Source organism: Nocardioides acrostichi (genome assembly GCF_015319165.1).
In the GTDB taxonomy this organism is placed as follows: domain Bacteria; phylum Actinomycetota; class Actinomycetes; order Propionibacteriales; family Nocardioidaceae; genus Nocardioides; species Nocardioides acrostichi.
This window is the reverse complement of record NZ_JADIVZ010000005.1, coordinates 149086-174127: the sequence shown is the minus strand read 5'-3', so window position 1 is coordinate 174127 and position 25042 is coordinate 149086. Positions and strand designations below refer to the sequence as shown.

Here is a 25042-nt window from a genome sequence, read left to right as displayed (position 1 = left end):
GAGGGGTCGCGAATCGTCCCGCGAGGGGTCGCGAATCGTCGGTGTGGCGGACGACCGTGCGTGACCCCTCGAGGGACAGATTGCGACCCCTCGCGGTCAGGCCTTGACGACGCGGCAGTCGGCGAACTTGTCGTGCCAGCCACGGCGGGTGGCCGGGTCGTTGTTGATGGCAACGGCGATGAGGATGGCGGACACCAGCCCGGCGAGACCGCCGACGAGGCTGCCGATGATCGGCACGATGCCGGCGAGGCTGAACGCGAGGAAGATGTTGCGCTTGATGGCCTGCTCGATGGTGGGGTTACCGCCCTGGGGGCCGACGACCTTGAGGCCCACCGCCATCTTGCCGACGGTGCGTCCCTGCTGGGACTCCATCACCGCGAAGTAGCCCAGGCCGATGACGACGCCGATCACCGTGACGATGAACGTCACCGCGTAGCCGGCGGAGGAGCCGGTGGCGAAGGCGCCCGCTCCCAGCACGATGGCGATGATCGCGTTCACCACGCCCACGATGATGGCGTCGATGATGCGGGCGCCGAAGCGCGGCCACAGCTCACCGGGCGCGCCGGGGCCGGTCTGCTGTGGGGCTGCGGACTGACCGTAGGCGGGCGGCTGCCCGTACCCCGGCTGCTGCCCGTACGGGCTCTGCGCGCCGAACTCCTGACCGTACTGCGGATCCTCGGGTGGTGGTGTCGTCATGACTGCTCCTCGGGGTAGATGACCGGCGATGGGCCTCACGCTAGCGGCTCCGGGTCACCCGCGGGTGGTCGTACGCCTCGGCACGGCGGGGCAGGATGGGGTCATGAGGTCACCGTTCGTGCGCAAGGCCCCGACCACCGACATCGACGAGTCCGACCTGGCGATCACGCAGCCCTCCGAGGCCGCCGCCGGAACCACCGCCGTGGCGGTGGCCATGAAGCGCGCCGTCGAGCAGATGGGGCCGCTGCGCACGGCACGCACGCTGACCAGGCTCAACCAGGTCGACGGCTTCGACTGTCAGGGATGCGCGTGGCCCGACCCCGCGCCCGGGCACCGTCACACCGCCGAGTTCTGTGAGAACGGCGCCAAGGCCGTCGCCGAGGAGGCCACCGAGCTGCGGGTGGGCCGGGAGTTCTTCGCTCGACACCCGATGAGCGAGCTCGAGACCCGGACCGACTACTGGCTCGGGCAGCAGGGCCGCATCGTCGAGCCGATGGTGCTACGCGAGGGCGGCACGCACTACGAGCCCCTCGGCTGGGACGACGCCTTCGCGCTGCTGGGCGAGAGGCTGCGCGACCTCGACAGCCCGGACGAGGCGATCTTCTACACCTCCGGCAAGACCTCCAACGAGGCCGCGTTCGTCTACCAGCTCTTCGCCCGGTCGTTGGGCACCAACAACCTGCCCGACTGCTCGAACATGTGCCACGAGTCCACGGGCACGGGGCTGTCGGCGTCCATCGGCATCGGCAAGGGGTCGGTGAGCCTCGACGACGTGCACGAGGCCGAGTTGGTCGTGATCGCAGGCCAGAACCCGGGCACGAACCACCCGCGCATGCTCTCGGCACTCGAGGAGTCCAAGAAGAGGGGCGCGAAGATCCTCGCCATCAACCCGTTGCGCGAGGCGGGCTTGGTGCGGTTCAAGAACCCGCAGACCCCCAAGGGCGTAGTCGGCCACGGCACCGGGCTGGCCGACCTGCACCTGCCGGTGCGCATCAACGGGGATCTCGCCCTCTTCCAGGCCATCGCCTCGCTGCTCGTGCGGTGGGGCGCGGTCGACTCCTCGTTCGTGGCGCACTACACCCACGGCTACGACGACTACGTGGCCCACCTCGGCGACCTCGACTGGGACGCCGTCGGGCGCGCCACCGGGCTCTCCCGCGCCCAGGTCGAACAGGCCGCCCAGATGATCGCCGGCTCTCAGGCGACCGTGTACTGCTGGGCGATGGGCGTCACCCAGCACCGCAACTCGGTCGCCACCGTGCGCGAAATCGCCAACGTGGCGCTGCTGCGCGGCGACATCGGCAAGCCCGGAGCCGGACTCTGCCCGGTGCGCGGGCACTCCAACGTGCAGGGCGACCGCACGATGGGCATCTGGGAGCAGATGCCCGACACCTTCCTCGACGCCCTCGCAGGTGAGTTCGGTATCGAGCCGCCCCGCGAGCACGGCCACGACACGGTCGGCTCGATCGAGGCGCTGCGCGACGGCACCGCGAAGGTGTTCATGGGCATGGGAGGCAACTTCGTGGCCGCCGCGCCCGACACCGGGGTCACCGAGGCCGCGTTCCGCGGCGCCGACCTGACGGTGCACGTGTCGACCAAGCTCAACCGCTCCCACGTGGTGCACGGCCGCACCGCACTCATCCTGCCGGCGCTGGGCCGCAGCGAGCGCGACCTGACCGGCGGCGTGCGACAACGCGTCTCGGTGGAGGACTCCATGTCGGCCGTGCATGCCTCCCACGGGCCGCTCGAGCCGGCCTCGGAGCACCTGCGCTCGGAGGTCGACATCATCTGCTCCCTCGCCCGCGCGACCCTCGGCGCGGAGCACCCGGTGCCGTGGGAGCGGCTGCGCGACGACTACACCGAGATCCGGCACAGCATCGCGCGCGTCGTCCCGGGCTGTGCGTCGTACGCCGAGAAGGTCGACGAGCCGGGCGGCTTCACTCTGCCGCACCCGCCGCGCGACACCCGCACCTTCCCGACGGGCAGCGGCAGGGCGGAGTTCGCCGTCAGTCCGCTCGACGTGCTGCACGTGCCGGAGGGCCGGTTGCTGCTTCAGACACTGCGCAGCCACGATCAGTTCAACACCACGATCTACGGCCTCGACGACCGCTACCGCGGGGTCAAGGGCGGGCGTCGGGTGGTCTTGTGTCACCGCGACGACATCGTCGACCTCGGACTGTCCGACGGAGCCATGGTGGACCTGGTGAGCGAGTGGACCGACACCGAGACCGGGGAGCACAGCGAGCGGCGGGCCGACTCCTTCCGCGTCGTCGCCTACGACCAGCCCCGCGGGTGCGCGGCGGCGTACTACCCCGAGACCAACCCGCTGGTGCCGCTCGGCTCCCGTGCCCTCGGCAGCAACTGCCCGACGTCGAAGTCCGTGGTCGTGCGCCTCGAGCCGGCCGGCTGACGTGAGGATCCCCACCGACGTCGAGCTGCTGACGCCGCGAGACGTCCCGCTGGGCGGGCTACGCGCCATGACCGTGCGTCGCACCCTGCCGCAACGCTCGCGCACGACGGTGGGCGCCTGGTGCTTCGTCGACCACTACGGACCGGACGACGTGAGCGTCACCGGCGGCATGTCGGTCCCGCCGCACCCTCACACCGGTCTGCAGACGGTGTCGTGGCTGTTCTCCGGCGAGATCGAGCACCGCGACTCCACGGGTGCACACGCGATGGTGCGGCCCGGTGAGCTGAATCTCATGACCGCGGGGAAGGGTGTCTCGCACTCGGAGTACTCCACGCCGGCGACCACCACTCTGCACGGCGCCCAGCTGTGGGTGGCCCTGCCGGACGCCGACCGGGGCCTGGATCCCGACTTCGACCACTACGCGCCGGGTTCCGTCAGCGGTGCGGGCTGGATGGCCCGGGTCTTCCTGGGCTCCTTGCTCGGTGTCACCTCACCGGTATCGACCCGCACCCCGCTGGTCGGTGCCGAGTTGGTGCTCGAGCCCGGCTGCATGCTCGCCGTCGACGTCGACCCTGCGCACGAGCACGGCGTGCTCGTCGACGCGGGCGAGCCCACGGTGGCGGGTCGGGCGACCGCCCGCGGCGACCTGGCGGTCGTCCCCCTCGGTCGCGACACGCTGCGTCTCGAGGCCGGACCCACCCCGGCGCGGGTGCTGGTGCTCGGGGGCGAGCCGTTGGGCGAGGCGATCGTGATGTTCTGGAACTTCGTGGGCCGCGATCACGACGACGTCGCGGCCGCGCGGGAGGACTGGCAGGCGCAGCTCGGTGACGACGGTGCGCTGCTGCCGGGCAGGTTCGGCGTGCCCGCCGACGATCCGCAGCCGCCGGTCCCGGCGCCCGCGCTGCCCAACGCCCGCCTCCGCCAGCGCCACTGAGCCCAGCCCAGTCGAGCCCGGCCCGGGCCGGCTGTCGGCGCGATGGGCGAGGATGGTCCGATGGGCCCCACCACCGGAGACGACGGACTGGCGCGCTGCCCCTGGGGTGACGCCGCGGGGCCGATGCGCACCTACCACGACCTCGAGTGGGGGGTGCGGCTCGCCGGTGAGAGCGCGTGGTTCGAGCGGCTCACGCTGGAGGCGTTCCAGTCGGGGCTGTCCTGGGCCACGATCCTGGCCAAGCGTCCCGCCTTCCGCGACGCGTTCGCCGGGTTCGACGTCGACGCCGTCGCCGCCTTCGACGCGGGAGATGTCGAGCGGCTGATGGCCGATGCCGCCATCGTGCGCAACCGGCGCAAGATCGAGGCCACCCTCGCCAACGCGCGCGCCGCGGTCGCGTTGCGTGAGGACGGCGACGACGCGCTCGAGCGCCTGGTGCTCGCGCACGCGCCCGACGTGCCGCCGTCCCCTCGCACCACCGAGGAGCAGCAGACCACCTCGCCGGAGTCGCTCGCCTTGTCGAAGGCACTGAAGACGCGGGGCTTCACCTTCGTCGGACCCACCACCATGTTCGCGCTGATGGAGGCCTCGGGCGTCTTCGATCCCCATCTCGTGGGCTGCCACGCGAGAGGCGCGATCAGTCGCGTGCCCAGGTGATGTCGGCGACGGAGCGCCGTTCGCGGCTCGTGCCGGGCGCGGCGTGGTCCTGCCGGGAGCCGAGCGCCCGGCCGACGGCAGCCATGCTCGTGACCTCCCAGTGGGGCGGGACGCCGAACTCCGCGGTGAGCCCAGGGCGGTCGAAGGCGCGGAACTGGTGCACCGCGAGACCGAGGCGGTGGGCCTGGAAGGTCAGGTGCGCCACGGCCTGCCCCAGGTCGTAGTGGGCGAACTCGGAGTACTCCAGCGTGCTGTGCTCGACCGATCGCCGGGCGAGATTGGCCAGCAGAACGCTCGCGTGCGGCGCCCAGGCGCCCGAGCTGCGGGCCAGGTGACGCACCAGGCGGTCGTGGACGGCGTCGGCGCGCACCCCGACGACGAAGGCCCAGGGTTGGGAGTTGCCGGCCGAGGGCGCCCGTCGCGCCGCGTCGAGCAGGCTGTCGACCTCCGCGCCGCTCGCCGTGTGCTCGGCGTCGAAGCGCACCGGACTGAAACGTTCGCGGGAGAAGTCGCCGAGGAGCGGCACGTCGGTCACACCGGGACACAACGGCGACGTCGTCCGGCCGATTCCGATGCGGTGAGACACTGCGCCCCGTGCCCTTGGTGACCGGACTGCTCTGGCTGCTCGGCTGCCAGCTGGTCGGCGAGGTGGTCGTGCACGCCCTGCACGCGCCGATCCCCGGACCGGTCGTCGGCATGGTCGTGCTGCTGGTCGTGCTGACGGTGCGTGGGCGGCGTGCGAGGCCGTCTGCTCGCGCGGGGCGAGACGAGTGGTCGGTGCACGTGGCGGCCGACGTGCTGCTACCCCATCTGCAGTTGCTGTTCGTGCCGGCGGGGGTGGGGTTGATCGGCTACGGCACGGTGCTGCGCTCCGACGGGCTGGCGATCGTGGTGGCGCTGGTCGGATCCTGGCTGCTCGCCCTCGCGGCCGTGGGGTGGACGGCGCAGCTCCTGGCCCGGCGCTCGGCCGCGGCCGAGCGGGGCGTCGACGGGAGCGGGGCGTGAGCTGGTTCCTCGCTCAGCCGCTCACCTGGCTGGTGGCGACGCTGCTGGTCTACCGCGGCGGTTGCGCGGTGCGCGACCGTACCGGGCACCCCGCCGCGCAACCGGTGCTGGTGGCCGTGGTCGTGCTCGGAGCCGTCCTGGTGCTGTTGCCGGGCGACGTGGCCTCCCGTCTGGCGCCCTTCGTCGAGGGGACGCAGGGGCTGGTGTTCCTGCTAGGGCCGGCCACGGTCGCGCTCGCCGTCCCGCTGCATCGTCAGCTGCACCGGTTGCGGGGGTACCTGCTCGGTTTGGTGGTCTCGCTGGTCGTCGGGGTGCTGGTATCGGTCGGCTCGTCGGTGGCCCTGGTGCGCCTGCTCGGAGGCGACGAGACGCTCATGCGCACCGTGGCGCCCAAGGCGACGACGGCACCGGTCGCGATCGCGCTGTCGGGCACGATCCAGGGCATCCCGGCGCTCACGGCCGCCATCGGCATCAGTGCGGGGATCCTGGGGGCGGTGGCCGCGCCCACCGTGCTCACCTGGCTGCGCGTGCGCGATCACCGTGCCCGCGGGCTGGCCACGGGTGCCGTCTCGCACGGCATCGGCACCTCACGGATGCTGCTCGAGCACCCGACCGAGGGAGCGTTCTCCGGCTTGTCGATGGGCCTCACCGCCCTGGCCACCAGCGCGCTCCTGCCAGTGCTCGTGCCGCTCCTGGTACGCCTGCTGGTCTGACCCGCCTGGCCTCGCCGGGCCGGTGGACGGAACGCGTCACCCCACGGGCGCGCGCACGACGGCGATGCACGGCACCAGCCACGCCTCGAGGTAGGCCTCGAGGTCGGCGCCGTGCCGCGGGGGAGTGCCGGGGTCGACCGCGAAGGACTGGATGAGTCGCAGCATGTGCTCGACCAGCTGGGAGAGTCGCACAGCGTCGAAGCCGGCGGCCGGCCAGTCGACGGGCAGGGCGCCGAGCACCTGGCGGCCGAACTCCTGCGCCTGGGGCCCGGTGATGCTCTGGGCTCGGGCTCCGGTGGCGTCGGTGGCCAGCGCGAGGGAGAGGTAGGGATCCTCGGGCAGTCGGTCGATGACGAACATCAGGCCGGCGACGACGGCGCGAGCGGGGTCGGACTCGCCGGCCAGGCACGTCTCGAGGGCCGCGAGGAAGGCAGGCATCTGGGCGTCGGCGAGCTGGGTGACGAGATCGTCGGCGTCGCCGGCGTAGCGGTAGAGGGTGGCGCGACTCACCTCGAGATCGCGGGCCACCTCGGCCATCCGGGGGGCGCGGCCCCGCTCGAGCACGATGCGTCGCGCGGCGTCGAGCACACGCTGGCGCGCCTCTGCGTCGTCGGAAGGCGGTGAGCCGCCCCAGCCATGGGTCCGCATGAAGCAGTTCTATCGCATGGCGATCATTGACGATACATATTCTTAGAAGCGTACACTCGGCGATCATGACCACACTGGAGAACCCGACCGAGGCCCCCGCTCCCCTCGACGAGGCCCTGACTCGGCGCACCCGCGCCCTCGTCGACGCCAAGACCACCGAGTACGCCACCGACATGCTCGAGGTGCCGTTGAGCTACTACCGCGACCAGGGCGTCTTCGAGCGTGAGCTGTCGCTGTTGCGCAGTACGCCCCTGGCCTTGGCGATGAGCGCGCAGATCAAGGAGCCGCACTCCTTCGCCACGCGCACCGTGCTCGGCACCCACCTGCTCTTCACGCGCGACGCCGACGGTGCCGCCCACGTGTTCCTCAACTACTGCCGCCACCGAGGCGCCCGTCCGGCCGAGGGCGCCGGTGTCAGCCGCCGGTTCACCTGCCCCTACCACGCGTGGTCCTACGACACGTCGGGCTGCTTGGCCTCGATGCCGGGCAAGAAGGGCTTCGCGGGCATGGACAAGGGCGAGTACGGCCTGGTCGAGCTGTCCTCGGAGGAGCGCCACGGCTTCGTCTGGGCGGTGCTCGACGAAGACATCGACATCGACCTCGACGAGCACCTCGGCGCCTTCGACGCCGAGCTCTCCCAGTGGGGTTATGAGAACTACGGCTACCTGACGGAGCGCGAGTTCGACGCCGAGGTGAGCTGGAAGAACTCGCTCGAGGCGTTCGCGGAGTCCTACCACTTCCCGTTCGTGCACGGGCAGAGCGTGATCGGCATGAACACCGTCGCCGACACCGCCGCCTACGACGAGTTCGGCCCCCACCACCGACTGCACATGCCCTTCCGGTGGATCGCGGACCTGGAGGAGGGCCAGGGCGACTGGAGCCCGGGCGCCAACGGCGGGGTCATCTACTGGGTCTACCCCAACCTCATCTTGGCCAACAGCCCGGTCGGAGTCGAGATCATCGACATGCTGCCGGTCGACGACCCGGTGCGCTGCACGGTGCGGCACAGCTGGATGTCGATCGTCCCGGCTGCGGACGACGCCACGCGCTCCATGTACGAGGACATCTACGAGCAGGTGCACGCCGCCGTGCGCGACGAGGACTACGGGGTGCTGCCCGGGTGTGGCGCGGGTGTGCGCGCGGGCCAGCACGATCACATGATCCTCGGCCGCAACGAGATCGGCGTGCAGCACATGGTCAGGGTCATGGCCGAGCGGCTCGGGATCGACCTCACCGCGCAGTGAGGTGGGTCTCGAGCTGTCCGAGGCGGTGACGACCACTCCGCCCCGCCCGTCGCGGGCCGCTTTCGAGGTCGTCCTCGCGTGCGTCGACCACCGCAGTCGCTCGGTGCTGGCCGAGCACCTGCTGCGTCGGCGCGTCGAGGCCCTCGGGGTGGACGACGTGACGGTGCTCGGGGTGGGCGGGCACAAGGCGCGCGCAGCCGAGCCGGTGCCGCCGGTGGTGCTCGACGAGATGCGGCAGCGTGGTGTGCCCGAGGAGCGCCTCGCCGCGCTCGCCGCGGTCCGGGCCGCGCCGCCGCGGCTCACCGCCCGCCACCTGGCCGGCGCCGATCTCGTGCTCGTCTTCGAGCACGACCACCGGGTCGAGGTGTTCCAATACGCCCCCCGCATGCTCCGACGCTGCTTCGCGCTCACCGAGCTCGCGGCGATCTGCGAGGCCGAGCCGGGTCTGCTCGCACTGCCACGAGCCGAGCGGGTCGCGGCCGCGTCGCGCCTGCGTCACCTGGGCCGGGAGGCACCCGACGTGGCGGCGACCTGGCGGCAGCCCGAGAGTGCCGTCCGGCGGGCCGCTCAGGCCATCGACGAGGCCGTCTCGACCATGGCGCCTTTCCTGCTCTGAACCGGGCTCTGACCTGCGATGATGATGGTCCACACCAGCCGATTTCAGTCTCCGGAGAGCGCTGTGTATTGTTCTCCGACGTTGCCCCTTTAGCTCAGTCGGCAGAGCGTCTCCATGGTAAGGAGAAGGTCTACGGTTCGATTCCGTAAAGGGGCTCTGGTCCGGGGTCCGAGCCTCCTGGCGGCACCAGTCGCACGGGGGAGGATCTCCACCTATGTGGCGGGGTAGCTCAGGCGGTTAGAGCACACGACTCATAATCGTGGTGTCGCGGGTTCGAGTCCCGCTCCCGCTACCACTTCCCACCGACTAACACCGATCCGAGGACACACCGTGGCAAGCAAGAGCTCTGACGTCCGCCCCAAGATCACGCTCGCGTGCGTGGACTGCAAGGAGCGCAACTACATCACCAAGAAGAACCGGCGCAACAACCCGGACCGCATGGAGATGTCGAAGTTCTGCCCGCGCTGCCGCAAGCACACTGCGCACCGCGAGACCCGCTGACACCAGCGCACCGACGTCCACGACGGCCCGCCCGGTTCCACCGGGCGGGCCGTCGGCGTTCCCGGACGCCTCCGCGGCAGGGTCACGGCTCGCACACCGGTGCCGGCCACCGGCCGGCACGGCTCACGTCGAGCAGGCTGAGCGAGGGGACGACGGGTCGCCCGCCGAGCCCCTGGTAGTGCCGGGTGCCGGACTCGCTGGCCACCCAGATGCCGCGCGGTGAGGCGGCCATGCCCTCGGCCCCCGGCGGCCAGGCGAGCCGTCGCCCGCCCCGCCCTCCGTCGGACGCCGCGAGCACTCCGCACCGGGTGTTCGAGAGGCTCAGCCACAGCCCGGTGCGGCCGCCGATGCGGGCCCATACGGCGCCCTGCGCGTGGTAGGGGATGCGTCGGGTCGAGCCCCGGTTCGACTCGTCGAGTTGCACGACGCCGGGGGTGAGCACGGTGTCGAGCTCGTACCAGTCCAGCGCGGCTCGGCCGGGGTGCACCCGGCTGGGCCGGAAGCGGCCCAGACCGATGCGCCGGGCGGCGCGAGTCGTGGTGCCGTCGAGCACGCCGAACGACCCCTGCACCGGGTCGGCGAGCCGCCACACGCGCACGGTGGCCAGCGAGCGGGGGTCGAGCAGCCACAACCGCTCGCTCTCGGTGAGCCAGAGGCCGTGGTCGTCGATCGCGAGACCGCCACCGTGCCTGCACGGCACGACCGGTCCGGTACCGACAGTGCCGCTGATCTTCCACCGGCTGCGCTCGGCCTCGGCGCTGCGCAGATCGACGCGCACCACGTAGCAGTACAGCTTGCCGCCGTCGCCGGGCTCGTACCCGCCGATCCAGCCCGTGTGCCCCCGTACGGCGACCCCCTGGGGCACGAACCCGTCGCGCAGGTGCGGGGCCCACAGCGCGTCGCACACGGCGTCGGAGATCGAGAGTCTCGTCGGGTGGGTGCCGCGCAGGTAGCGCGGCGAGGTGCCCCGCCCGGCCCGCACCCGGTCGCAGTCGGAGAGCCCTCGCGCGACTCGAGTGGTGGCGCTCGCGTCCTCGCGCTCGTCGGCCGGCGCCCCGCCCGAGCAGGCGGCCAGGGAGAGGCAACCGGCCACCAGCGCGAGCAGACTACGTTGGTGCCATGCCCATCGACGCCGGCCTCGTCGGTCGCACCTTCCCGCCCACACCTCTTTACTCTGTCACGCCCGACAGCGTCGCCGCGTTCGCAGCAGCCACCGGCACGACCTGGCGATCGGGCGAGCCCGCGCCGGCGACATACCCCATCGTGCTGGCCTTCGACGCGATGAACGCCTTCCTCGAGGCCGAGCAGGTGCAGCTGCACCGCATCGTGCACGGCGAGCAGCGCTTCGCCTACGAGCGGCCCGTCGTGCCCGGCGACCAGCTCACCGCGACCCTCACCGTGGCGAGCCTGCGCCAGATCGGCGGCAACGACATCATCGGCACCGCCAGCGAGATCACCGACGCCGACGGCGCCTTGGTGTGCACCACCACCGCCACGCTCGTGCACCGCGGGGAAGGTGCCTGATGACCGACGCGACGCTGACGACCCAGACCTTCACCGTCACCCGTGCCGACCTGGTGGCCTACGCCGAGGCGAGCGGCGACCACAACCCCATCCACCAAGACGAGCGCGTCGCCCGCAGTGTCGGGCTGCCGGGCGTGATCGCCCACGGCATGTACACGATGGCGCTCGCTGCGCGGGCCGTCGGCACCTGGTTCCCGGGCGCCGAGGTGGTCTCGTTCGGCTGCAAGTTCACCCAGCCCGTGGTGGTCCCCGCCGAGGGCGGGGTCGAGGTCGAGGTGGCCGGCGAGGTGAAGAGCGCCGACGACGGGCTCACGACGCTCGCGCTCACCGTCACCAGCGGGGGCCAGAAGGTGCTCGGCATGCCCAAGGCCGTCGTCCGTGCCTGAGGGCCAGACGCCGCGGCTGGCCGACCACACCACGCTGCGGCTCGGCGGCCCGGCGCGCGCATGGGTGGTCGCGCGCACCGAGTCCGAGCTGGTCGCGGCGGTCGCGGCCGCAGACGCCGCGGGGGAGCCGGTGCTCGTGCTCGGCGGCGGCAGCAACCTCGTGGTCGGCGACGACGGGTTTGCGGGCACCGTGGTGCAGGTGGCGACGTCCGGCGTGAGCGCCGACGTCGACCCGGACGACGACCCCACGTGCGGCGGCGCACTGGTCACCGTCGCGGCCGGCGAGGGGTGGGACGCCTTCGTCGCCACGGCCGTCGCTCGCGGCTGGGTGGGCGTCGAGGCCCTCTCCGGCATTCCCGGGTCGGTGGGGGCGACGCCCGTGCAGAACGTCGGCGCCTACGGCCAGGAGGTGGCCGACACCATCGCCCAGGTGCGCGCCTACGACCGCGAGCACGGCAGCGTGCGCACGTATGCCCTGGCCGACTGCGGCTTCGGGTACCGCTGGTCGCGGTTCAAGGCCGAGCCGCACCGCTATGTCGTGCTCTCGGTGACCTTCCAGCTGCGTCAGGGCACCCTCGGCGCGCCGGTGCGCTACGCCGAGCTCGCCCGCACGCTCGGGGTCGAGGTGGGGCAGCGGGCCCCGCTCGTCGACGTGCGGGCGGCGGTGCTGGGGCTGCGCGCCGGCAAGGGGATGGTGCTTGACGCCGGTGACCACGACACCTGGAGCGCCGGCTCGTTCTTCACCAACCCCGTGGTCGCGCCCGAGGCCGTGCCCGAAGGAGCACCGGCCTTCGAGCAGCCCGACGGGCGGGTCAAGACCAGCGCGGCCTGGCTGATCGAGCACAGCGGGCTCGGCAAGGGCTGGGGTGCCGAGGTCGGCACCGGTCGCGTCACGCTCTCGACCAAGCACACGCTGGCGCTCACGAACCGAGGCGGGGCTACGGCTGACGACCTGCTGGCCCTGGCTCGCGCCGTCCGCGATCGGGTGGAGCGGGCCTACGGCATCGGGCTCGTGCCGGAGCCGGTGCTGGTCGGCTGCGACCTCGACCAGCTCCGGGACCGGTAGCCGGCTCAGTAGCTGCTGTTGTAGCTCGAGCCGGAGTCGTCGAGGGCGCCGGTGGCCGCCAAGGCGATGATGAGAACGAAGAACGCGACCCCGAGCACGAGCAGGATCGTGCCGATGATGCCCATGACGAAACCGGCCGTCGCCTGACTGCGGCCGCCGTAGCGTTGGGGCTCGCGGTCGATCTCCTTACGCGCCTTGGCGCCCAGCCACCACGCGAACGGCGCGACGATGATCGGCAGCAGGCAGAGGGCGCTGCCGGCCAGGGAGACGATGCCGAGCACCATCGCGGTCGTCGACGAGGGGTGGTTGGGCGGGATCGCGCCCTGGTAGCCGTAGCTGTACTCGTGTGGCTGACCCGCGGGATCCTTCGACGCGTACGGCTGCTGGCCATAGGGCTGTTGCCCGTACGGCTGCTGGCCATAGGGCTGTTGTCCATAGGGCTGTTGTCCGTACGGCTGGGTCGGCTCCTGGCCGTACGGCTGGCCCTGCGAGGGGCTCGGCGGGGTGGGGTAGCTCGACTGGCCAGGTGCGTACGGGTTGTCCCGTGGCGGCTGCTGGCCATAGGGCTGGTGGGTCGAGGGCATCGACTCGTCGGGCTGGTCCTGGTCGCTCACGCGTCCATCCTCTCATCGGGCGCGGCCAGCCAGGCGTCGATGTCGCGGATCACCGCGCGCTTCACGTCGTCGGGGGCGCGTGAGGCGCGGATCGACATACGTGCGAGCTCGGCCAGCGTGGGGTCGTCGAGATCGTGCGCGGCCCGCATGGTGGCGTACTGGCCGGCCAGTCGCGAGCCGAAGAGCAGCGGGTCGTCGGCGCCGAGCGCGACGGTGGCCCCGGCCGCCAGCAGTTCCGGCAGCGGCACCGAGGTGAGGTCGGAGTACACGCCGAGGGCGACGTTCGAGACCGGGCAGACCTCGAGCGCCACCCCGGAGTCGACGACACGGCCCAGGACGGCGGGATCCTCCACCGAGCGCACGCCGTGGCCGAGACGGTCGGCGTGCAGGGCGTCGAGGCACGTCGTGACGTGCTCGGCCCCGCGCAGCTCGCCGCCGTGAGGCAGCATCGCCAGGTCGGCGCGGCGCGCGATCTCGAAGGCCGGGGCGAAGTCGGCGGTGCTGCCGCGCCGCTCGTCGTTGGAGAGCCCGAAGCCGACGACGCCCCGCCCGGCGTACTGACCCGCCAGCCGAGCCAGGGTGCGGGCGTCGAGCGGGTGACGGGTGCGGTTGGCGGCGATGACGACCGCCATGCCGATCCCGGTGTCACGCGAGGCTCCTGCGACCGCGTCGAGCACCAGGTCGGTGAACTCCGTGATGCCGCCGAAGCGTGCCGCGTAGCCGCTCGGGTCGACCTGGATCTCCAGCCAGCGGCCGCCGTCGCGCACGTCGTCCTCGGCGGCCTCGCGCACCAGTCGGCGCACGTCGTCCTCGGTCCTCAGCACCGAGCGCGCCACGTCGTAGAGGCGCTGGAAGCGGAACCAGCCCTTCTCGTCGGCGGCCGAGAGGTGAGGCGGCCACTCGCTGACCAGGGCATCGGGCAGCCGGATGCCCTCGCGCTCGGCGAGCTCGAGCAGGGTCGCGTGCCGCATCGAGCCGGTGAAGTGCAGGTGGAGGTGCGCCTTGGGGAGAGCCTGGAGGTCACGCACCCGGCTCACCCTAGATCCCGGCACGGGCGCACCGCCGAGAGGCATCGTTTGGACGCCGCTTGCCGGTCCGCCTAGACTCGCCCGTCGGTGGAGGATTCCCCATGCTTCGGCATGCCCGGGAACGTCTCGACCGAAGGGCACTAGCTCAACTGGCAGAGCATCGGTCTCCAAAACCGAAGGTTGGGGGTTCAAGTCCCTCGTGCCCTGCAAGAACACTCGTTCCAGGCAAGACCGAGAGCAGTCGAAGGAAGTGGAAGGCCCGTGGCCGACAGTGCGACCGACCGCAGGGTCCGCGACGACGGACCCGCGCGCACCACTCCTGCGACCTTCGTGCGGCAGGTGATCGCCGAGCTCCGCAAGGTCGTGTGGCCCACCCAGGAGCAGCTCGTCACCTACTTCTTCGTGGTCATGGTCTTCGTGCTGGTGATGATGGCGATCGTGTCGGCGCTCGACCTCGGGCTCGGCAAGCTCGCGTTCGCGGTCTTCACCGGCCAGCAGAACTGACGAGATCCGCTCGACCCCGGCTTCGGCCGACCCGCAGACGAACCCCAGCGACGTGATGGAGCAACCAGTGTCGGAGCAGTACGAGACCGAGCAGACCGAGCAGGGCGAGGAGACCACCTCGGCCGAGGCTCCGGTCGACGTCGCGCCCGAGGAGGTGCTCGAGGAGAGCGCCCCCGTGCTCGACTCTCCCGACTCCGAGCTCGGTGACGACTCCGACGAGGCCGACGAGGCCGACGACGAACTGGCCGAGGAGGATCCGCTCGAGGAGTTCCGTCGCGAACTGTGGGCCAAGCCGGGCGACTGGTACGTCGTGCACACCTACTCGGGCATGGAGAACCGGGTCAAGCAGAACCTCGAGAACCGCTCGATCTCGCTCAACATGGAGGACTACATCCACGAGATCGTGGTCCCCACCGAAGAGGTCGCCGAGATCAAGAACGGCCAGCGCAAGATGGTCAAGCGCACCGTGCTGCCCGGCTACGTGCTGGTGCGCATGGACCTCACCGACGAGTCCTGGTCCGCTGTGCGGCACACGCCGTCGGTGACCGGCTTCGTGGGCAACTCCCACCAGCCCGTGCCCCTGACCATGGGCGAGGTCGAGGACATGCTGGCCCCCGCCGTCCGCGCGCGCGTCGAGGCCGAGGCCGCCGCGGCGGGCACGGCACCGGCCGGTGGCGGCGCCACGACCGCGAAGAAGCCCGTCGAGGTCGCCGACTTCGAGGTCTCCGACTCCGTCATGGTCGTCGACGGCCCCTTCGCGACGCTGCACGCCACGATCACCGAGATCAACGCCGAGTCCCAGCGCGTCAAGGCGCTGGTGGAGATCTTCGGCCGCGAGACCCCGGTCGAGCTCAGCTTCAGCCAGATTCAGCGAGTCTGACGGCGAAGCCGGCAGAACCGAGCGAGGTCGAGCAAGCGCTCGACCGAGCCCGCAAGGTCGAGACCGCGTGTCGAGACCAGAGGAGTCGGGCCGAGGACCGGCCGACGTGGGACCGACCGACGTGGGACCGGCCGACGTGGGACCGGCCGACGTGGGACCGGCCGACCGTGGGACCGGCCGACGTGGGACCGACCGATTTGGGGCCGGCGCCCGGCTCGTCGCACACTGGTCGCTGCACGAGAAGCACGACCCACGAGCACTGGCTCGCCGGCACCATCGGTGAGGCAGGTGGCAGGGGGCGCACCGGCGTCCTCGTCATGACCACGAACAAGGAAGAGAAGCAATGCCTCCGAAGAAGAAGATCGCTGCCCTGGTCAAGGTGCAGCTCCAGGCCGGCGCCGCGTCGCCGGCCCCGCCGGTCGGTACCGCGCTCGGTCCGCACGGCGTCAACATCATGGACTTCTGCAAGGCCTACAACGCCCAGACCGAGTCCATGCGCGGCAACGTCGTCCCGGTCGAGATCACGATCTACGAGGACCGGTCCTTCGAGTTCATCACGAAGACGCCGCCGGCCGCCGAGCTCATCAAGAAGGCCGCCGGCCTGAAGAAGGGCTCCGGTGTCCCGCACAAGGAGAAGGTCGGCAAGCTGACCAAGGACCAGGTGCGCGAGATCGCCCAGACCAAGATGCCCGACCTCAACGCGAACGACATCGATGCCGCGATGAAGATCGTCGAGGGCACCGCCCGTTCCATGGGCGTCACCACCGACTGATTTCGACCTGCGAGAGAGAGACACAGACATGCAGCGCAGCAAGACCTACCGCGCGGCGCTCGAGCAGTTCGAGATCGACGAGCTGTACGCGCCGCTGGCCGCGATCAAGATCGCGAAGAGCACCTCCAAGAAGAAGTTCGACGAGACCGTCGACGTCGTCATGCGACTCGGCGTCGACCCCCGCAAGGCCGACCAGATGGTCCGCGGCACCGTGAACCTGCCGCACGGCACCGGCAAGACCGCCAAGGTGCTGGTCTTCGCCGTGGGCGACAAGGCCCAGGCCGCGCTCGACGCCGGCGCCGACGAGGTCGGCGGCGACGAGCTCATCGAGAAGGTGTCGGGCGGCTACCTCGACTTCGATGCCGTGGTCGCCACCCCGGACCTCATGGGCAAGGTCGGTCGCCTCGGCCGCGTGCTCGGCCCCCGTGGTCTCATGCCGAACCCCAAGACCGGCACCGTCACCCCGGACCCGGCCAAGGCCGTGTCCGACATCAAGGGCGGCAAGATCGAGTTCCGCGTCGACCGGCACGCCAACCTGCACTTCATCATCGGCAAGGCATCCTTCGGTGAGACCCAGCTCGCGGAGAACTACGCCGCGGCGCTCGAGGAGGTGCTGCGGCTCAAGCCGGCCAGCTCCAAGGGCCGCTACATCAAGAAGGTGACCGTCTCCACGACCATGGGCCCCGGCGTCCAGGTCGACCCGAACCGCACCAAGAACGTCGCGGTCGAGGACGAGGCCGCCTCCGCCTGACTCGCGACGAGTCACTGATCGACCCTCGAGGGGTCACTTCCGACGCCGCCATCGTGGTGGGGAGTGACCCCTCGAGGGTCTTTTCGCGACCCTCGCGGATCTTGACGGGCCGCACGCCTGAACCTATGGTCATACGGAAGAACGCAAAACGTATGATCGTGAGGTCAAGGATGACGGACGCACGGGCCGGGAGGGTCGGCGAGCGGGTCGTGGTGCTCGGGGGGAGCGTCGCGGGACTCTGCGCCGCAGCCGCTGTCGCCCCGCACTTCGCCGAGGTGGTCGTGCTCGAGCGCGACGACCTGCCCGCGGATGCCGAGCACCGACGCGGGGCCCCGCAGAGCAAGCATCCGCACTTCCTCCTCAATGCCGGGAGGACGGCGATCGGTCGGCTCTACCCCGGGATCGAGGAGGAGCTCGTCGGTCTCGGCGCGGTCGTGCGCAACCCTGCCGCCGAGACCGCCTACGGCGAGCATGCCGGCTGGGCCCCGCGCGTGACGGGCCAGATGACGATGCTCTACTCCTCGCGGGTGCTGCTGGAGCGAGGTCTGCGCGATCGTGCCAAGGCGCTGCCGAACGTCGTCTTCCACGAGCGCGCGCAGGCCACCGGCCTGCTGACCGCGGACGGCGGCACGGCGCGAGGTCGGGTCACCGGTGTCACCTGGCGCGACGCCGCAGGTGGCGAACGTGAGCTGCGCGCCGACCTGGTGGTCGACTGCCTGGGGCGCGGCTCCTCGGTGGGTGGCTGGCTCGTCGAGGCCGGCTGGGCCGCGCCACGCGAGCTGACCCTCGACGCCAAGGCCGTGTACTCCTCGCGGTGGTACACGATGCCCGAGGGCGAGCAGCGGCCCGGGTGGTGGTGGTCGCACCTCGCGCTGTTGCCGACCAACCAGAGCGGTCCGCACGCGGTCGAGCACGACTACTTGTGCACGGTCTTCCCGATCGAGCACGATGCGCGCATCGTGTTCATGGGCTCGTGGGGCCACGAGATGCCCCGCACCGTCACGGACTTCGAGGCGGCGGCCGAGCGCACCCGCACGCCGTACTTCTCCGGGGTCATGAAGCAGCTCGAGCCCACCTCTGAGGTCTTCGTGACCCGCTCGACCGGCAACCGGTGGCGGCGCTACGACGAGATGGAGCACCCGCCCACCGGGCTGGTGAGCCTGGGCGACGCGACGTGCGCGTTCAACCCTCTCTACGGACAAGGCATGAGCGCGGCCGCCTGCTCGGCGGTGATCCTCGCCGACCGCCTGGCGCAGACCTCGTCGGTCGACCCGGCGTTCCATCGCACGTTCTCGAGGGAGCACCGCCGGTTCCTGGAGGTTCCCTGGACCCTGGCGGTGGCCCGTGACCAGGGCTACGACCACGCGGAGGGCACCGAGACCGCAGCGGCCTGGAGGCGCAGGATCGCCATGCGCATCGCCTGGCCGGCGTTGGCGCTGGTCTCGGCTGCCGGTCGCGAGGATCCGGCCGTCGAGCAGCACTTCGGCCGGGTCTTCAACCTCGAGGAGTCCTTGGGGCAGATGGTGCGCAACCCGCGCTTCCTGGTCGGGGTTGCCCGCTTCTGGGTGCGCTCGCGCCTGGGCCGCACCTCCCTGCCCGCCGGTTACGACCTGCTCGGCGAACCGCCTGCCATGAATCACGACCACCTCGTCGGCAGGAGCTGACCCGTGTTGCGCTGGACCGACCCTGCCGACCTGGTCTGGCAGAAGAACCTCATGGACCTGATGTTCCTCGGCATGTTCGCCCTCGCCAGCGGGTGCGCCGTGGTGGCGTGGCGTCGTGGTCGCCGGATCGACGTCCTCGTGCTCGTCGCGGCGCTGTGGTACGGGCTGTTCCTGGAGCTCTCCGGGATGATGATCCACAACAGCTATCAGCAGGGCACGTTCGTGCTGATGCTCGACTGGGGCTGGGTGCCCGGACTGCGCGACGCGACGCTGATGCCGAGCTACGTGCCGATCTTCTATCCGGTGATGCTCTACACCGGCTTCCGCATCGTCGACTCCCTCGGTATCACCGCGCTCCTCCAGCGCGCGATCGCCGGCGGCGCCATCATGCTGGCCCTCGATGCGCCCTACATCATCGAGGGCGGTCTGCGACACGTCGTGTGGTGGACCTGGGGTGACTGGAACCTCTACCAGCTGTGGCAGGGGTGGCCGGCCATGGACGCCTGGTGGCAGACCACGTGGGGCGCCGCCTTCCTCTTCGCGGTCTACCGGTTCGCTCCCACGGCGACCGCGACCCCGCGCCGCCTGCTGCTCGGCTCCCTGGGCATCGGTGGGGGGTTGAACGTCGTCGGCCCCCTGCTGCACCTGCCGCTGCTCGGGGTGACCCTCGCCGGCTGGCCGCAGTGGCCGTTCATGGGCGTGCTCGCGGTCGTGGCCTGGGGGGTCGCGATACGCGCCATCGCCACCGGGCGGCCGAGGGCCCAGGGTGGCGCGGTGGGGCTGGTGGCCGGCTACGTGGCCGCCATGGGGGCCATGGTCATCGCCAACGCCGTCTACGAGGGTGGCCTCACGCTCTACATCGGCGTCCAGGCACTCGGGCTCCTCGCCCTCGCGACGCTGGTGGCCCTGCCCTACGCGCAGCGGCGAGCGGCGTCGTCTGGGGCGAGCGAGCGCGAAGTGTCCGTGGGAGGATCGCCGCGTGAGGACGCGGGGCTGGCAGGGTGACCTGCCGCGAGACGAGGCCGAGGCGCGCGAGCGCATCGTCGCCGCGACCCGCCGCTGCGTCGAGCGTCACGGCGCCGCGAAGACCACCCTGGCCGACGTCGCGAACGAGCTCGGCGTCACCCGACAGACGGTGTACCGCTACTTCAGCAGCATCGCCGACCTGCTCGTCGCGGTGGGCGAGTCAGGCGCCGAGCAGTTCCTCGACCGCCTGACCGCGCACGTCGCCGACATCCGTGAGCCCGGCGAGGCGCTCGTCGAGGCCATCGCGCACACCATCGAGCACATCGCCGAGGAGCCCCACATCGGCCTGCTGCTCCAGACCGGGGAGACCGAGTTGTTCTCCCGCCGCGCGACCTCGTCGACGGCCATGGACTTCGGGCTGGCCGTGCTGCACCGGTTCCCGATCGAGTGGAGCTACGACGAGATCGAGATGACCGGGCTGGTGGAGTTCATGCTGCGCACGTTCCTCTCCCTGCTCGAACACCCCTCCGATCCGCCGCGCGACGGCGAGGAGCTGCGGGCCTACCTGCGGCGTTGGGTGGCCCCGGCGCTGCTTGCGCCGGCGACGAGCTGAGGGCGCCTGCGTCGCAGAGCAGGTCGCCGTCCAGCGCGCCAGACGTTGCGCCAGACGCGTGCAATCGACCCCTCGAGCAGCAACGAGTAACTCCTCGAGGGACGACCGGGATCCCTCGTGGTTCAGCTGAGGGACTCGGCGGCGGCCAGGGCCACGCAGGTGGCCACCCCGGCCATGGCGGTCTCGACCTGCTCCAGCGGCGGGAAGGTGGGGGCCAGGCGGATGTTGCGATCGCGCGGGTCGTCGCCGTGCGGGAACGAGGCGCCGGCGGGGGTCAGTGCGATGCCGGCCTGCTTCGCGAGCTGGATGATGCGGGTCGCGGTGCCGTCGAGCACGTCGAGGTTCACGAAGTAGCCGCCGGTGGGCTTGGACCACTCCGCGATCCCGAGCCCGCCGAGGCCCGTGGTGAGCGCGGCGTCCACGGCCTCGAACTTGGGGGCGATGATGTCGCGGTGCCGGCGCATGTGCGCCCGCACCCCGTCGGCGTCGCCGAAGAACTCGACGTGGCGCAGGTGGTTGATCTTGTCGGGGCCGATCGAGGCCATGGCGAGATGCTTCAGGAACCACGCCTTGTTGGCCGCGCTCATCGCCATGACCGCCACACCCGCGCCCGCGAACGTCATCTTCGAGGTGGAGGCGAACAGGAGGGGTCGGTCGGGGTGGCCGCAACCGCTCGCGATCGCCAGCGCGTCGGCCGACTTCGCCTCGTCCTCGGTGAGGTGGTGGAAGGCGTAGGCGTTGTCCCAGAACACGCGGAAGTCCGGCGCCGCGGTCGGCATCGACATCAGTTCCGTCGCCACTTCGCGACTGCACACCGCGCCCGAGGGGTTGGCGTACGTCGGCACGATCCACAGACCCTTGACGCTCGGGTCGTCGGCCACCAGGGCCCTGACCGCCTCGACGTCGGGGCCGTCGGCGTTCATGGGCACGGTCACCATCTCGATGCCGAAGTCGGCCAGCATCGAGAAGTGGCGGTCGTATCCCGGCACCGGGCACACGAACTTCAGGGCCGGCTCGTCCTTCCACGGACGCTCCGAACCCGGCCCGCCCCACAGCAGCAGGTCGACGATCGTCTGGTGCATCATCGTGAGGCTCGAGTTGCCGCCGCAGACCACCTGCTCCGGCTCGACCCAGAGCAGCTCCGCGAAGATCTCCCGCAGCTCGGCCAGGCCCTCGAGACCGCCGTAGTTGCGCACGTCGGCGCCCGAGCGGTCCGTGGTTGACGTCGGCAGCGAGAGCAGACCGTCGGAGAGATCGAGCTGGGCGCTCGACGGCTTCCCACGGGTCAGGTCCAGCGCCAGCCCCCGCGCGCACAACGCGTCGTAGTCCGCCTGCTTCTGCGCCCGGAAGGCAGCGAGGTCGGCGGGGGAGAGGGAGGCGAGCGGCGCAGCGGCGGTCATGGCCCAGATCCTGCCAGCCTCGCTCGATTTGTCGGCATCGCCCCGGGCGACGTAGCGTGTGGCCTCGTAACCAGAGACCGCCGGTTCCCCGGCTGTGCGAGCAGCCAGGGCGAAGGTTCCGCGAGAGCGGGCAGCCAGCGCAGGATGCAGAGCATTGATGCGATTCCTCGTGAACCGCATTCCACGCCCTGAGCCTGCGCCCGGGGCGTTCGTCGTTCGACGGGCTCCCCGCGGTCTTCCAGCACACTCAGAGGAGACCCATGGCGCGGCCAGACAAGCAAGCGGCCATCGCGGAGATCGTCGACTCGTTCAACGACTCCGCCGGTGCCGTGCTGACCGACTACCGCGGTCTCACCGTCAAGGAGCTGAAGGATCTTCGACGCTCCCTCGGAGAGAACGCCACGTACGCCGTGGTCAAGAACACGCTGGCCAAGCTGGCCGCCACCGAGGTCGGCATCTCCGGCTTCGACGACCTGCTGACCGGCCCGACCGCGATCGCCTTCATCAACGGCGACGTCGTCGAGGCGGCCAAGGGCCTGCGTGACTTTGCCAAGGCGAACCCCGCCCTCATCATCAAGGGCGGCATCCTCGACGGCGAGCCGCTGGACGCGGCCAAGATCGCCAAGCTGGCTGACCTGGAGTCCCGCGAGGTACTCATGGGCAAGCTGGCCGGCGCGATGCTCGCGTCCCTCAGCCAGGCCGTCTACCTGCTCAACGCGCCGCTCAGCCAGGCCGCCCGCCTCGCGGGTGCGCTCCAGGCCAAGGCCGAGCAGGATCCCTCGATCCTCGCAGGTGGTGCGGGCGAGCCCGTCGCCACCGAGAGCGCCCCTGCCGAGGAGGCTCCCGCAGCGGACGCCGCCCCGGCCGACGACGCCCCGGTAGAGGACTCCGCCGACGCCTGACCGACCAGGTCGTTCGGCAGCACATCACCACCTGAAACCCGGCCGGTCGCCCCGGCCACACCAGAAAGGTAGAGCCACCATGGCCAAGCTCAGCACCGACGAGCTCCTTGACGCCTTCAAGGAGATGACCCTCATCGAGCTCTCCGAGTTCGTGAAGCAGTTCGAGGAGACCTTCGGCGTGACCGCCGCTGCTCCCGTCGCCGTGGCCGCCGCAGGCGCCCCGGCCGGTGGCGGTGGCGACGACGCCGCCGCCGAGCAGGACGAGTTCGACGTGGTCCTCGAGGCCGCCGGCGACAAGAAGATCAACGTCATCAAGGAGGTCCGCGCGCTGACCTCCCTCGGTCTCAAGGAGGCCAAGGAGCTCGTGGAGGCGGCCCCCAAGGCCGTCCTCGAGAAGGTCGACAAGGACGCCGCCGCGAAGGCCAAGGAGGCCCTCGAGGGCGCCGGCGCCACCGTGTCGGTCAAGTAACGACCTCCACGAGTCGAGCACGTCTCGACGTCGCCCAGGGCGGCACCCTCCGGTTCGCCGGACGGGTGCCGCCCTGTTGCGTTTCGGGGCCTCGCCGACCCCGAGCGGGCAGCGAAGCCTGGGGGAGGGGTGAGAGGAGTCTTCGCAGGTCGCGGCAGGTCGCAGTACGGTGACGAAGTTTCCGATCGACGTGACGAAGTGACGCCGACCACGTAACCTCGCGGGTGCACGGGCGTTGTTACCCATGAGTCAGCGTCCGGGGTGCATGGGGTTGTCAAGGCGAGGTCCAGCAGGGCCGTGACGGCAAGGGGTGGTGTGCGTGGGCACCGAGATCAAGGTCGAGAACCTGACCAAGAGCTTCGGCAAGAGCCTGATCTGGGGTGACGTCACCCTGACGATCCCGGCCGGCGAGATCTGCGTGATGCTCGGCCCGTCCGGCACCGGCAAGTCGGTGTTCCTCAAGACCCTCATCGGTCTGCTCAAGCCCGACCGCGGCTCCATCGTGATCCAGGGCACCGACATCGCCTCGTGCTCGGAGAAGGAGCTCTACGAGGTCCGCAAGCTCTTCGGCGTGCTGTTCCAAGACGGCGCCATGTTCGGCTCGATGAACCTCTACGACAACATCGCCTTCCCGCTGCGCGAGCACACCAAGAAGTCCGAGTCCGAGATCCGCAACATCGTCATGGAGAAGATGGACCTCGTCGGCCTTCTCGGCACCGAGGACAAGCTGCCCGGCGAGATCTCCGGTGGCATGCGCAAGCGCGCCGGCATCGCCCGCGGCCTGGTGCTCGACCCCGAGATCGTGCTCTTCGACGAGCCCGACTCCGGCCTCGACCCGGTGCGCACGGCGTTCCTCAACCAGCTCATCGTCGACCTGAACGCCCAGATCGACGCGACGTTCCTCATCGTGACCCACGACATCAACACCGCGCGCACGGTGCCCGACAACATCGGTCTGCTCTACCACAAGCACCTGGCGATGTTCGGCCCGCGCGAGATGCTGCTCAGCTCGGAGGAGCCGGTGGTACGTCAGTTCCTCAACGCCCAGCGGGTCGGCCCGATCGGCATGTCGGAGGAGAAGGACGCCGACGAGCTGGCGGCCGAGGCCGATCAGGAACTGCCCCCGCTGCCGCCGATCCCGATGCAGCTCGAGCCCTCGAACGGCATTCCTCGCCGCTCCCAGCGTGAGCCGGGTGCGTGGTGCAAGGAGAACGGCATCACGCCGCCTCCGGGCTCCTTCGAGGAGAACATGTCCATGACCACGGCCGTCTGAGGAGGGCTCGACACACGTGGCCAACCTGACCGCGAGCAAGGTGCTCGCGCCGGTCGGCGCCGCAGGCACGCTCTTCGCGTTCGCGCTCGACGTACTGCGGGGCCTCTTCCGGCGACCGTTCCAGTTGCGGGAGTTCATCCAGCAGGCGTGGTTCATCGCCTCGGTGACGATCATCCCGACGGCGCTGGTCGCCATCCCCTTCGGAGCCGTCATCGCGCTCCAGGTCGGGGGCCTCATCAAACAGTTCGGTGCGCAGTCGTTCACCGGCGCGGCCTCCGTGCTCGCCGTGGTGCAGCAGGCCGCTCCCATCGCGACGGCGCTCCTCATCGCCGGCGCGGGCGGTTCGGCCATCGCCGCCGACCTGGGCGCCCGCAAGATCCGCGAGGAGCTCGACGCCATGATGGTGCTGGGCATCGACCCCATCCAGCGCCTCGTCGTCCCGCGCGTGCTCGCCGCCATGCTGGTCTCGCTGTTCCTCAACGGCCTGGTCAGCGTCGTCGGTGTGGCGGGCGGCTATGTCTTCAACGTGCTGCTCCAAGACGGCACGCCCGGCGCCTACATCGCCAGCTTCACCGCCCTCGCCCAGCTGCCCGATCTGTGGATCGGCCTGGTCAAGGCGGTCATCTTCGGTCTCATCGCCGCTGTCGTCGCCTCCTACAAGGGCATGAACGCCGGTGGAGGCCCCAAGGGCGTGGGCGACGCGGTGAACGAGTCCGTCGTCATCACCTTCGTCCTCCTGTTCGTCGTCAACTTCGTCCTGAGTGCGATCTACCTCCAGGTCGTACCCCCGAAGACGGGCTGAGGTC

Annotated in this window: 29 protein-coding genes and 3 tRNA genes; 25 read left to right on the top strand and 7 right to left on the bottom strand. The window is 70.8% G+C overall.

Going from position 1 to position 25042, the window contains the following annotated elements:
* Positions 1-96: 96 nt before the first annotated feature.
* Entirely contained in the window at positions 97-696 is a 600-nt protein-coding gene (locus ISG29_RS12390; protein ID WP_194503740.1) for an RDD family protein, read from the bottom strand.
* 103 nt (positions 697-799) lie between these two features.
* Between ISG29_RS12390 and ISG29_RS12385 the strand changes: the two genes are divergently transcribed.
* Genes ISG29_RS12385 through ISG29_RS12375 form a run of 3 tightly spaced genes read left to right on the top strand, consistent with a single transcriptional unit; the run spans position 800 to position 4697 of the window.
* Positions 800-3106, top strand: coding sequence for an FdhF/YdeP family oxidoreductase (locus tag ISG29_RS12385; protein WP_194503739.1), 2307 nt, complete (start codon positions 800-802; stop codon positions 3104-3106).
* 1 nt (position 3107) lies between these two features.
* Positions 3108-4040: a pirin family protein gene (locus ISG29_RS12380; RefSeq protein WP_328828969.1), complete on the top strand. Its 933-nt coding sequence runs from the start codon at positions 3108-3110 to the stop codon at positions 4038-4040.
* 60 nt (positions 4041-4100) lie between these two features.
* The gene (locus ISG29_RS12375) at positions 4101-4697 is read left to right on the top strand and encodes a DNA-3-methyladenine glycosylase I (protein WP_194503738.1); all 597 of its coding nucleotides are present in this window, start codon (positions 4101-4103) and stop codon (positions 4695-4697) included.
* On the opposite strand, the gene ISG29_RS12370 is transcribed toward ISG29_RS12375, so the two are convergent.
* Positions 4678-5232 (bottom strand): nitroreductase family protein, encoded by a 555-nt coding sequence (locus ISG29_RS12370; RefSeq protein WP_194503737.1) that lies wholly within the window; start codon positions 5230-5232, stop codon positions 4678-4680. The genes ISG29_RS12375 and ISG29_RS12370 overlap by 20 nt on opposite strands.
* 59 nt (positions 5233-5291) lie before the next feature.
* Between ISG29_RS12370 and ISG29_RS12365 the strand changes: the two genes are divergently transcribed.
* Together ISG29_RS12365 and ISG29_RS12360 are read left to right on the top strand one after the other, a co-directional pair.
* Positions 5292-5702, top strand: a complete 411-nt coding sequence (locus tag ISG29_RS12365; RefSeq protein WP_328828965.1) for a CidA/LrgA family protein — start codon at positions 5292-5294, stop codon at positions 5700-5702.
* Positions 5699-6415, top strand: coding sequence for an LrgB family protein (locus ISG29_RS12360; protein ID WP_194503736.1), 717 nt, complete (start codon positions 5699-5701; stop codon positions 6413-6415). Before ISG29_RS12365 ends, ISG29_RS12360 begins: the two co-directional genes overlap by 4 nt.
* Before the next feature lie 36 nt (positions 6416-6451).
* Here ISG29_RS12360 and ISG29_RS12355 read toward each other — a convergent pair whose 3' ends face one another.
* Positions 6452-7063, bottom strand: coding sequence for a TetR/AcrR family transcriptional regulator (locus ISG29_RS12355; RefSeq protein ID WP_194503735.1), 612 nt, complete (start codon positions 7061-7063; stop codon positions 6452-6454).
* Between the two features lie 65 nt (positions 7064-7128).
* Here ISG29_RS12355 and ISG29_RS12350 point away from each other — a divergent pair, with 65 nt between their 5' ends.
* The 5 genes from ISG29_RS12350 to rpmG all read left to right on the top strand — a co-directional run bounded on the left by ISG29_RS12350 (position 7129) and on the right by rpmG (position 9424).
* A complete protein-coding gene (locus ISG29_RS12350) occupies positions 7129-8307 on the top strand; it encodes an aromatic ring-hydroxylating oxygenase subunit alpha (RefSeq protein WP_194503734.1) in 1179 nt (392 codons plus the stop codon).
* Between the two features lie 25 nt (positions 8308-8332).
* Positions 8333-8923: an arsenate reductase/protein-tyrosine-phosphatase family protein gene (locus ISG29_RS12345; RefSeq protein WP_194503733.1), complete on the top strand. Its 591-nt coding sequence runs from the start codon at positions 8333-8335 to the stop codon at positions 8921-8923.
* A gap of 83 nt (positions 8924-9006) precedes the next feature.
* Positions 9007-9079, top strand: a tRNA-Thr gene (locus tag ISG29_RS12340).
* A 62-nt stretch (positions 9080-9141) separates the two neighbouring features.
* Positions 9142-9218: transfer RNA gene (locus tag ISG29_RS12335), tRNA-Met, on the top strand.
* 35 nt (positions 9219-9253) lie between these two features.
* Positions 9254-9424 carry a 50S ribosomal protein L33 gene (gene rpmG, locus ISG29_RS20925; protein WP_194503732.1) on the top strand — a complete coding sequence of 57 codons (171 nt, stop codon included), beginning with the start codon at positions 9254-9256 and terminating at the stop codon, positions 9422-9424.
* Positions 9425-9506: 82 nt separating this feature from the next.
* Here rpmG and ISG29_RS12325 read toward each other — a convergent pair whose 3' ends face one another.
* Positions 9507-10517, bottom strand: coding sequence for a hypothetical protein (locus tag ISG29_RS12325; RefSeq protein WP_194503731.1), 1011 nt, complete (start codon positions 10515-10517; stop codon positions 9507-9509).
* 26 nt (positions 10518-10543) lie between these two features.
* On the opposite strand from ISG29_RS12325, the gene ISG29_RS12320 reads away from it, so the two are divergent.
* The 3 genes from ISG29_RS12320 to ISG29_RS12310 are packed head-to-tail and all read left to right on the top strand — an operon-like array spanning position 10544 to position 12400.
* Positions 10544-10948 (top strand): FAS1-like dehydratase domain-containing protein, encoded by a 405-nt coding sequence (locus ISG29_RS12320; protein WP_194503730.1) that lies wholly within the window; start codon positions 10544-10546, stop codon positions 10946-10948.
* Positions 10948-11334 carry a MaoC/PaaZ C-terminal domain-containing protein gene (locus ISG29_RS12315; RefSeq protein WP_194503729.1) on the top strand — a complete coding sequence of 129 codons (387 nt, stop codon included), beginning with the start codon at positions 10948-10950 and terminating at the stop codon, positions 11332-11334. Before ISG29_RS12320 ends, ISG29_RS12315 begins: the two co-directional genes overlap by 1 nt.
* Positions 11327-12400, top strand: a complete 1074-nt coding sequence (locus ISG29_RS12310; RefSeq protein WP_194503728.1) for a UDP-N-acetylmuramate dehydrogenase — start codon at positions 11327-11329, stop codon at positions 12398-12400. The genes ISG29_RS12315 and ISG29_RS12310 overlap by 8 nt, the downstream gene beginning before the upstream one ends.
* Before the next feature lie 5 nt (positions 12401-12405).
* Here ISG29_RS12310 and ISG29_RS21670 read toward each other — a convergent pair whose 3' ends face one another.
* Positions 12406-13014, bottom strand: a complete 609-nt coding sequence (locus ISG29_RS21670) for a DUF4190 domain-containing protein (protein WP_194503727.1) — start codon at positions 13012-13014, stop codon at positions 12406-12408.
* Positions 13011-14087 carry an adenosine deaminase gene (locus ISG29_RS12300; RefSeq protein ID WP_194503726.1) on the bottom strand — a complete coding sequence of 359 codons (1077 nt, stop codon included), beginning with the start codon at positions 14085-14087 and terminating at the stop codon, positions 13011-13013. Before ISG29_RS12300 ends, ISG29_RS21670 begins: the two co-directional genes overlap by 4 nt.
* A gap of 89 nt (positions 14088-14176) precedes the next feature.
* On the opposite strand from ISG29_RS12300, the gene ISG29_RS12295 reads away from it, so the two are divergent.
* The 8 genes from ISG29_RS12295 to ISG29_RS12260 all read left to right on the top strand — a co-directional run bounded on the left by ISG29_RS12295 (position 14177) and on the right by ISG29_RS12260 (position 20192).
* Positions 14177-14249 (top strand) — tRNA-Trp (locus ISG29_RS12295).
* 54 nt (positions 14250-14303) lie between these two features.
* Positions 14304-14546 carry a preprotein translocase subunit SecE gene (gene secE, locus ISG29_RS20915; protein WP_194503725.1) on the top strand — a complete coding sequence of 81 codons (243 nt, stop codon included), beginning with the start codon at positions 14304-14306 and terminating at the stop codon, positions 14544-14546.
* Between the two features lie 55 nt (positions 14547-14601).
* On the top strand, positions 14602-15426 hold the full coding sequence (gene nusG / locus ISG29_RS12285) for a transcription termination/antitermination protein NusG (RefSeq protein WP_194503724.1): 825 nt from the start codon (positions 14602-14604) through the stop codon (positions 15424-15426).
* Between the two features lie 343 nt (positions 15427-15769).
* On the top strand, positions 15770-16198 hold the full coding sequence (gene rplK / locus ISG29_RS12280; RefSeq protein WP_194503723.1) for a 50S ribosomal protein L11: 429 nt from the start codon (positions 15770-15772) through the stop codon (positions 16196-16198).
* Between the two features lie 28 nt (positions 16199-16226).
* Complete coding sequence (rplA, locus tag ISG29_RS12275) at positions 16227-16949, top strand: 50S ribosomal protein L1 (RefSeq protein WP_194503722.1); 723 nt, start codon at positions 16227-16229, stop codon at positions 16947-16949.
* Between the two features lie 170 nt (positions 16950-17119).
* Entirely contained in the window at positions 17120-18613 is a 1494-nt protein-coding gene (locus tag ISG29_RS12270; RefSeq protein WP_194503721.1) for an FAD-dependent oxidoreductase, read from the top strand.
* A 3-nt stretch (positions 18614-18616) separates the two neighbouring features.
* The gene (locus ISG29_RS12265; RefSeq protein ID WP_194503720.1) at positions 18617-19618 is read left to right on the top strand and encodes a hypothetical protein; all 1002 of its coding nucleotides are present in this window, start codon (positions 18617-18619) and stop codon (positions 19616-19618) included.
* A complete protein-coding gene (locus ISG29_RS12260) occupies positions 19593-20192 on the top strand; it encodes a TetR/AcrR family transcriptional regulator (RefSeq protein WP_194503719.1) in 600 nt (199 codons plus the stop codon). The genes ISG29_RS12265 and ISG29_RS12260 overlap by 26 nt, the downstream gene beginning before the upstream one ends.
* Positions 20193-20314: 122 nt before the next feature.
* Here ISG29_RS12260 and ISG29_RS12255 read toward each other — a convergent pair whose 3' ends face one another.
* Positions 20315-21592, bottom strand: a complete 1278-nt coding sequence (locus tag ISG29_RS12255) for an aminotransferase class I/II-fold pyridoxal phosphate-dependent enzyme (RefSeq protein WP_194503718.1) — start codon at positions 21590-21592, stop codon at positions 20315-20317.
* A gap of 260 nt (positions 21593-21852) precedes the next feature.
* Between ISG29_RS12255 and rplJ the strand changes: the two genes are divergently transcribed.
* The 4 genes from rplJ (at position 21853) to ISG29_RS12235 (ending at position 25038) form a co-directional block, all read left to right on the top strand.
* Positions 21853-22494, top strand: coding sequence for a 50S ribosomal protein L10 (gene rplJ / locus ISG29_RS12250; protein ID WP_194503717.1), 642 nt, complete (start codon positions 21853-21855; stop codon positions 22492-22494).
* A 79-nt stretch (positions 22495-22573) separates the two neighbouring features.
* Positions 22574-22963: a 50S ribosomal protein L7/L12 gene (gene rplL, locus ISG29_RS12245; RefSeq protein WP_194503716.1), complete on the top strand. Its 390-nt coding sequence runs from the start codon at positions 22574-22576 to the stop codon at positions 22961-22963.
* 319 nt (positions 22964-23282) lie between these two features.
* On the top strand, positions 23283-24236 hold the full coding sequence (locus ISG29_RS12240) for an ABC transporter ATP-binding protein (RefSeq protein ID WP_194503715.1): 954 nt from the start codon (positions 23283-23285) through the stop codon (positions 24234-24236).
* Positions 24237-24252: 16 nt separating this feature from the next.
* Positions 24253-25038 carry an MlaE family ABC transporter permease gene (locus ISG29_RS12235; protein WP_194503714.1) on the top strand — a complete coding sequence of 262 codons (786 nt, stop codon included), beginning with the start codon at positions 24253-24255 and terminating at the stop codon, positions 25036-25038.
* The last annotated feature ends 4 nt before the right edge of the window (positions 25039-25042 follow it).

Bases quoted from the DNA above. Each gene is read 5' to 3' on its own strand.
- ISG29_RS12390 (WP_194503740.1), bottom strand. From the start codon at position 696: ATGACGACACCACCACCCGAGGATCCGCAGTACGGTCAGGAGTTCGGC.
- ISG29_RS12385 (WP_194503739.1), top strand. From the start codon at position 800: ATGAGGTCACCGTTCGTGCGCAAGGCCCCGACCACCGACATCGACGAG.
- ISG29_RS12375 (WP_194503738.1), top strand. From the start codon at position 4,101: ATGGGCCCCACCACCGGAGACGACGGACTGGCGCGCTGCCCCTGGGGT.
- ISG29_RS12355 (WP_194503735.1), bottom strand. From the start codon at position 7,063: ATGCGGACCCATGGCTGGGGCGGCTCACCGCCTTCCGACGACGCAGAG.
- ISG29_RS12350 (WP_194503734.1), top strand. From the start codon at position 7,129: ATGACCACACTGGAGAACCCGACCGAGGCCCCCGCTCCCCTCGACGAG.
- ISG29_RS12320 (WP_194503730.1), top strand. From the start codon at position 10,544: ATGCCCATCGACGCCGGCCTCGTCGGTCGCACCTTCCCGCCCACACCT.
- ISG29_RS12315 (WP_194503729.1), top strand. From the start codon at position 10,948: ATGACCGACGCGACGCTGACGACCCAGACCTTCACCGTCACCCGTGCC.
- ISG29_RS12300 (WP_194503726.1), bottom strand. From the start codon at position 14,087: ATGCCTCTCGGCGGTGCGCCCGTGCCGGGATCTAGGGTGAGCCGGGTG.
- nusG (WP_194503724.1), top strand. From the start codon at position 14,602: ATGGAGCAACCAGTGTCGGAGCAGTACGAGACCGAGCAGACCGAGCAG.
- rplK (WP_194503723.1), top strand. From the start codon at position 15,770: ATGCCTCCGAAGAAGAAGATCGCTGCCCTGGTCAAGGTGCAGCTCCAG.
- rplA (WP_194503722.1), top strand. From the start codon at position 16,227: ATGCAGCGCAGCAAGACCTACCGCGCGGCGCTCGAGCAGTTCGAGATC.
- ISG29_RS12270 (WP_194503721.1), top strand. From the start codon at position 17,120: ATGACGGACGCACGGGCCGGGAGGGTCGGCGAGCGGGTCGTGGTGCTC.
- ISG29_RS12255 (WP_194503718.1), bottom strand. From the start codon at position 21,592: ATGACCGCCGCTGCGCCGCTCGCCTCCCTCTCCCCCGCCGACCTCGCT.
- rplJ (WP_194503717.1), top strand. From the start codon at position 21,853: ATGGCGCGGCCAGACAAGCAAGCGGCCATCGCGGAGATCGTCGACTCG.
- rplL (WP_194503716.1), top strand. From the start codon at position 22,574: ATGGCCAAGCTCAGCACCGACGAGCTCCTTGACGCCTTCAAGGAGATG.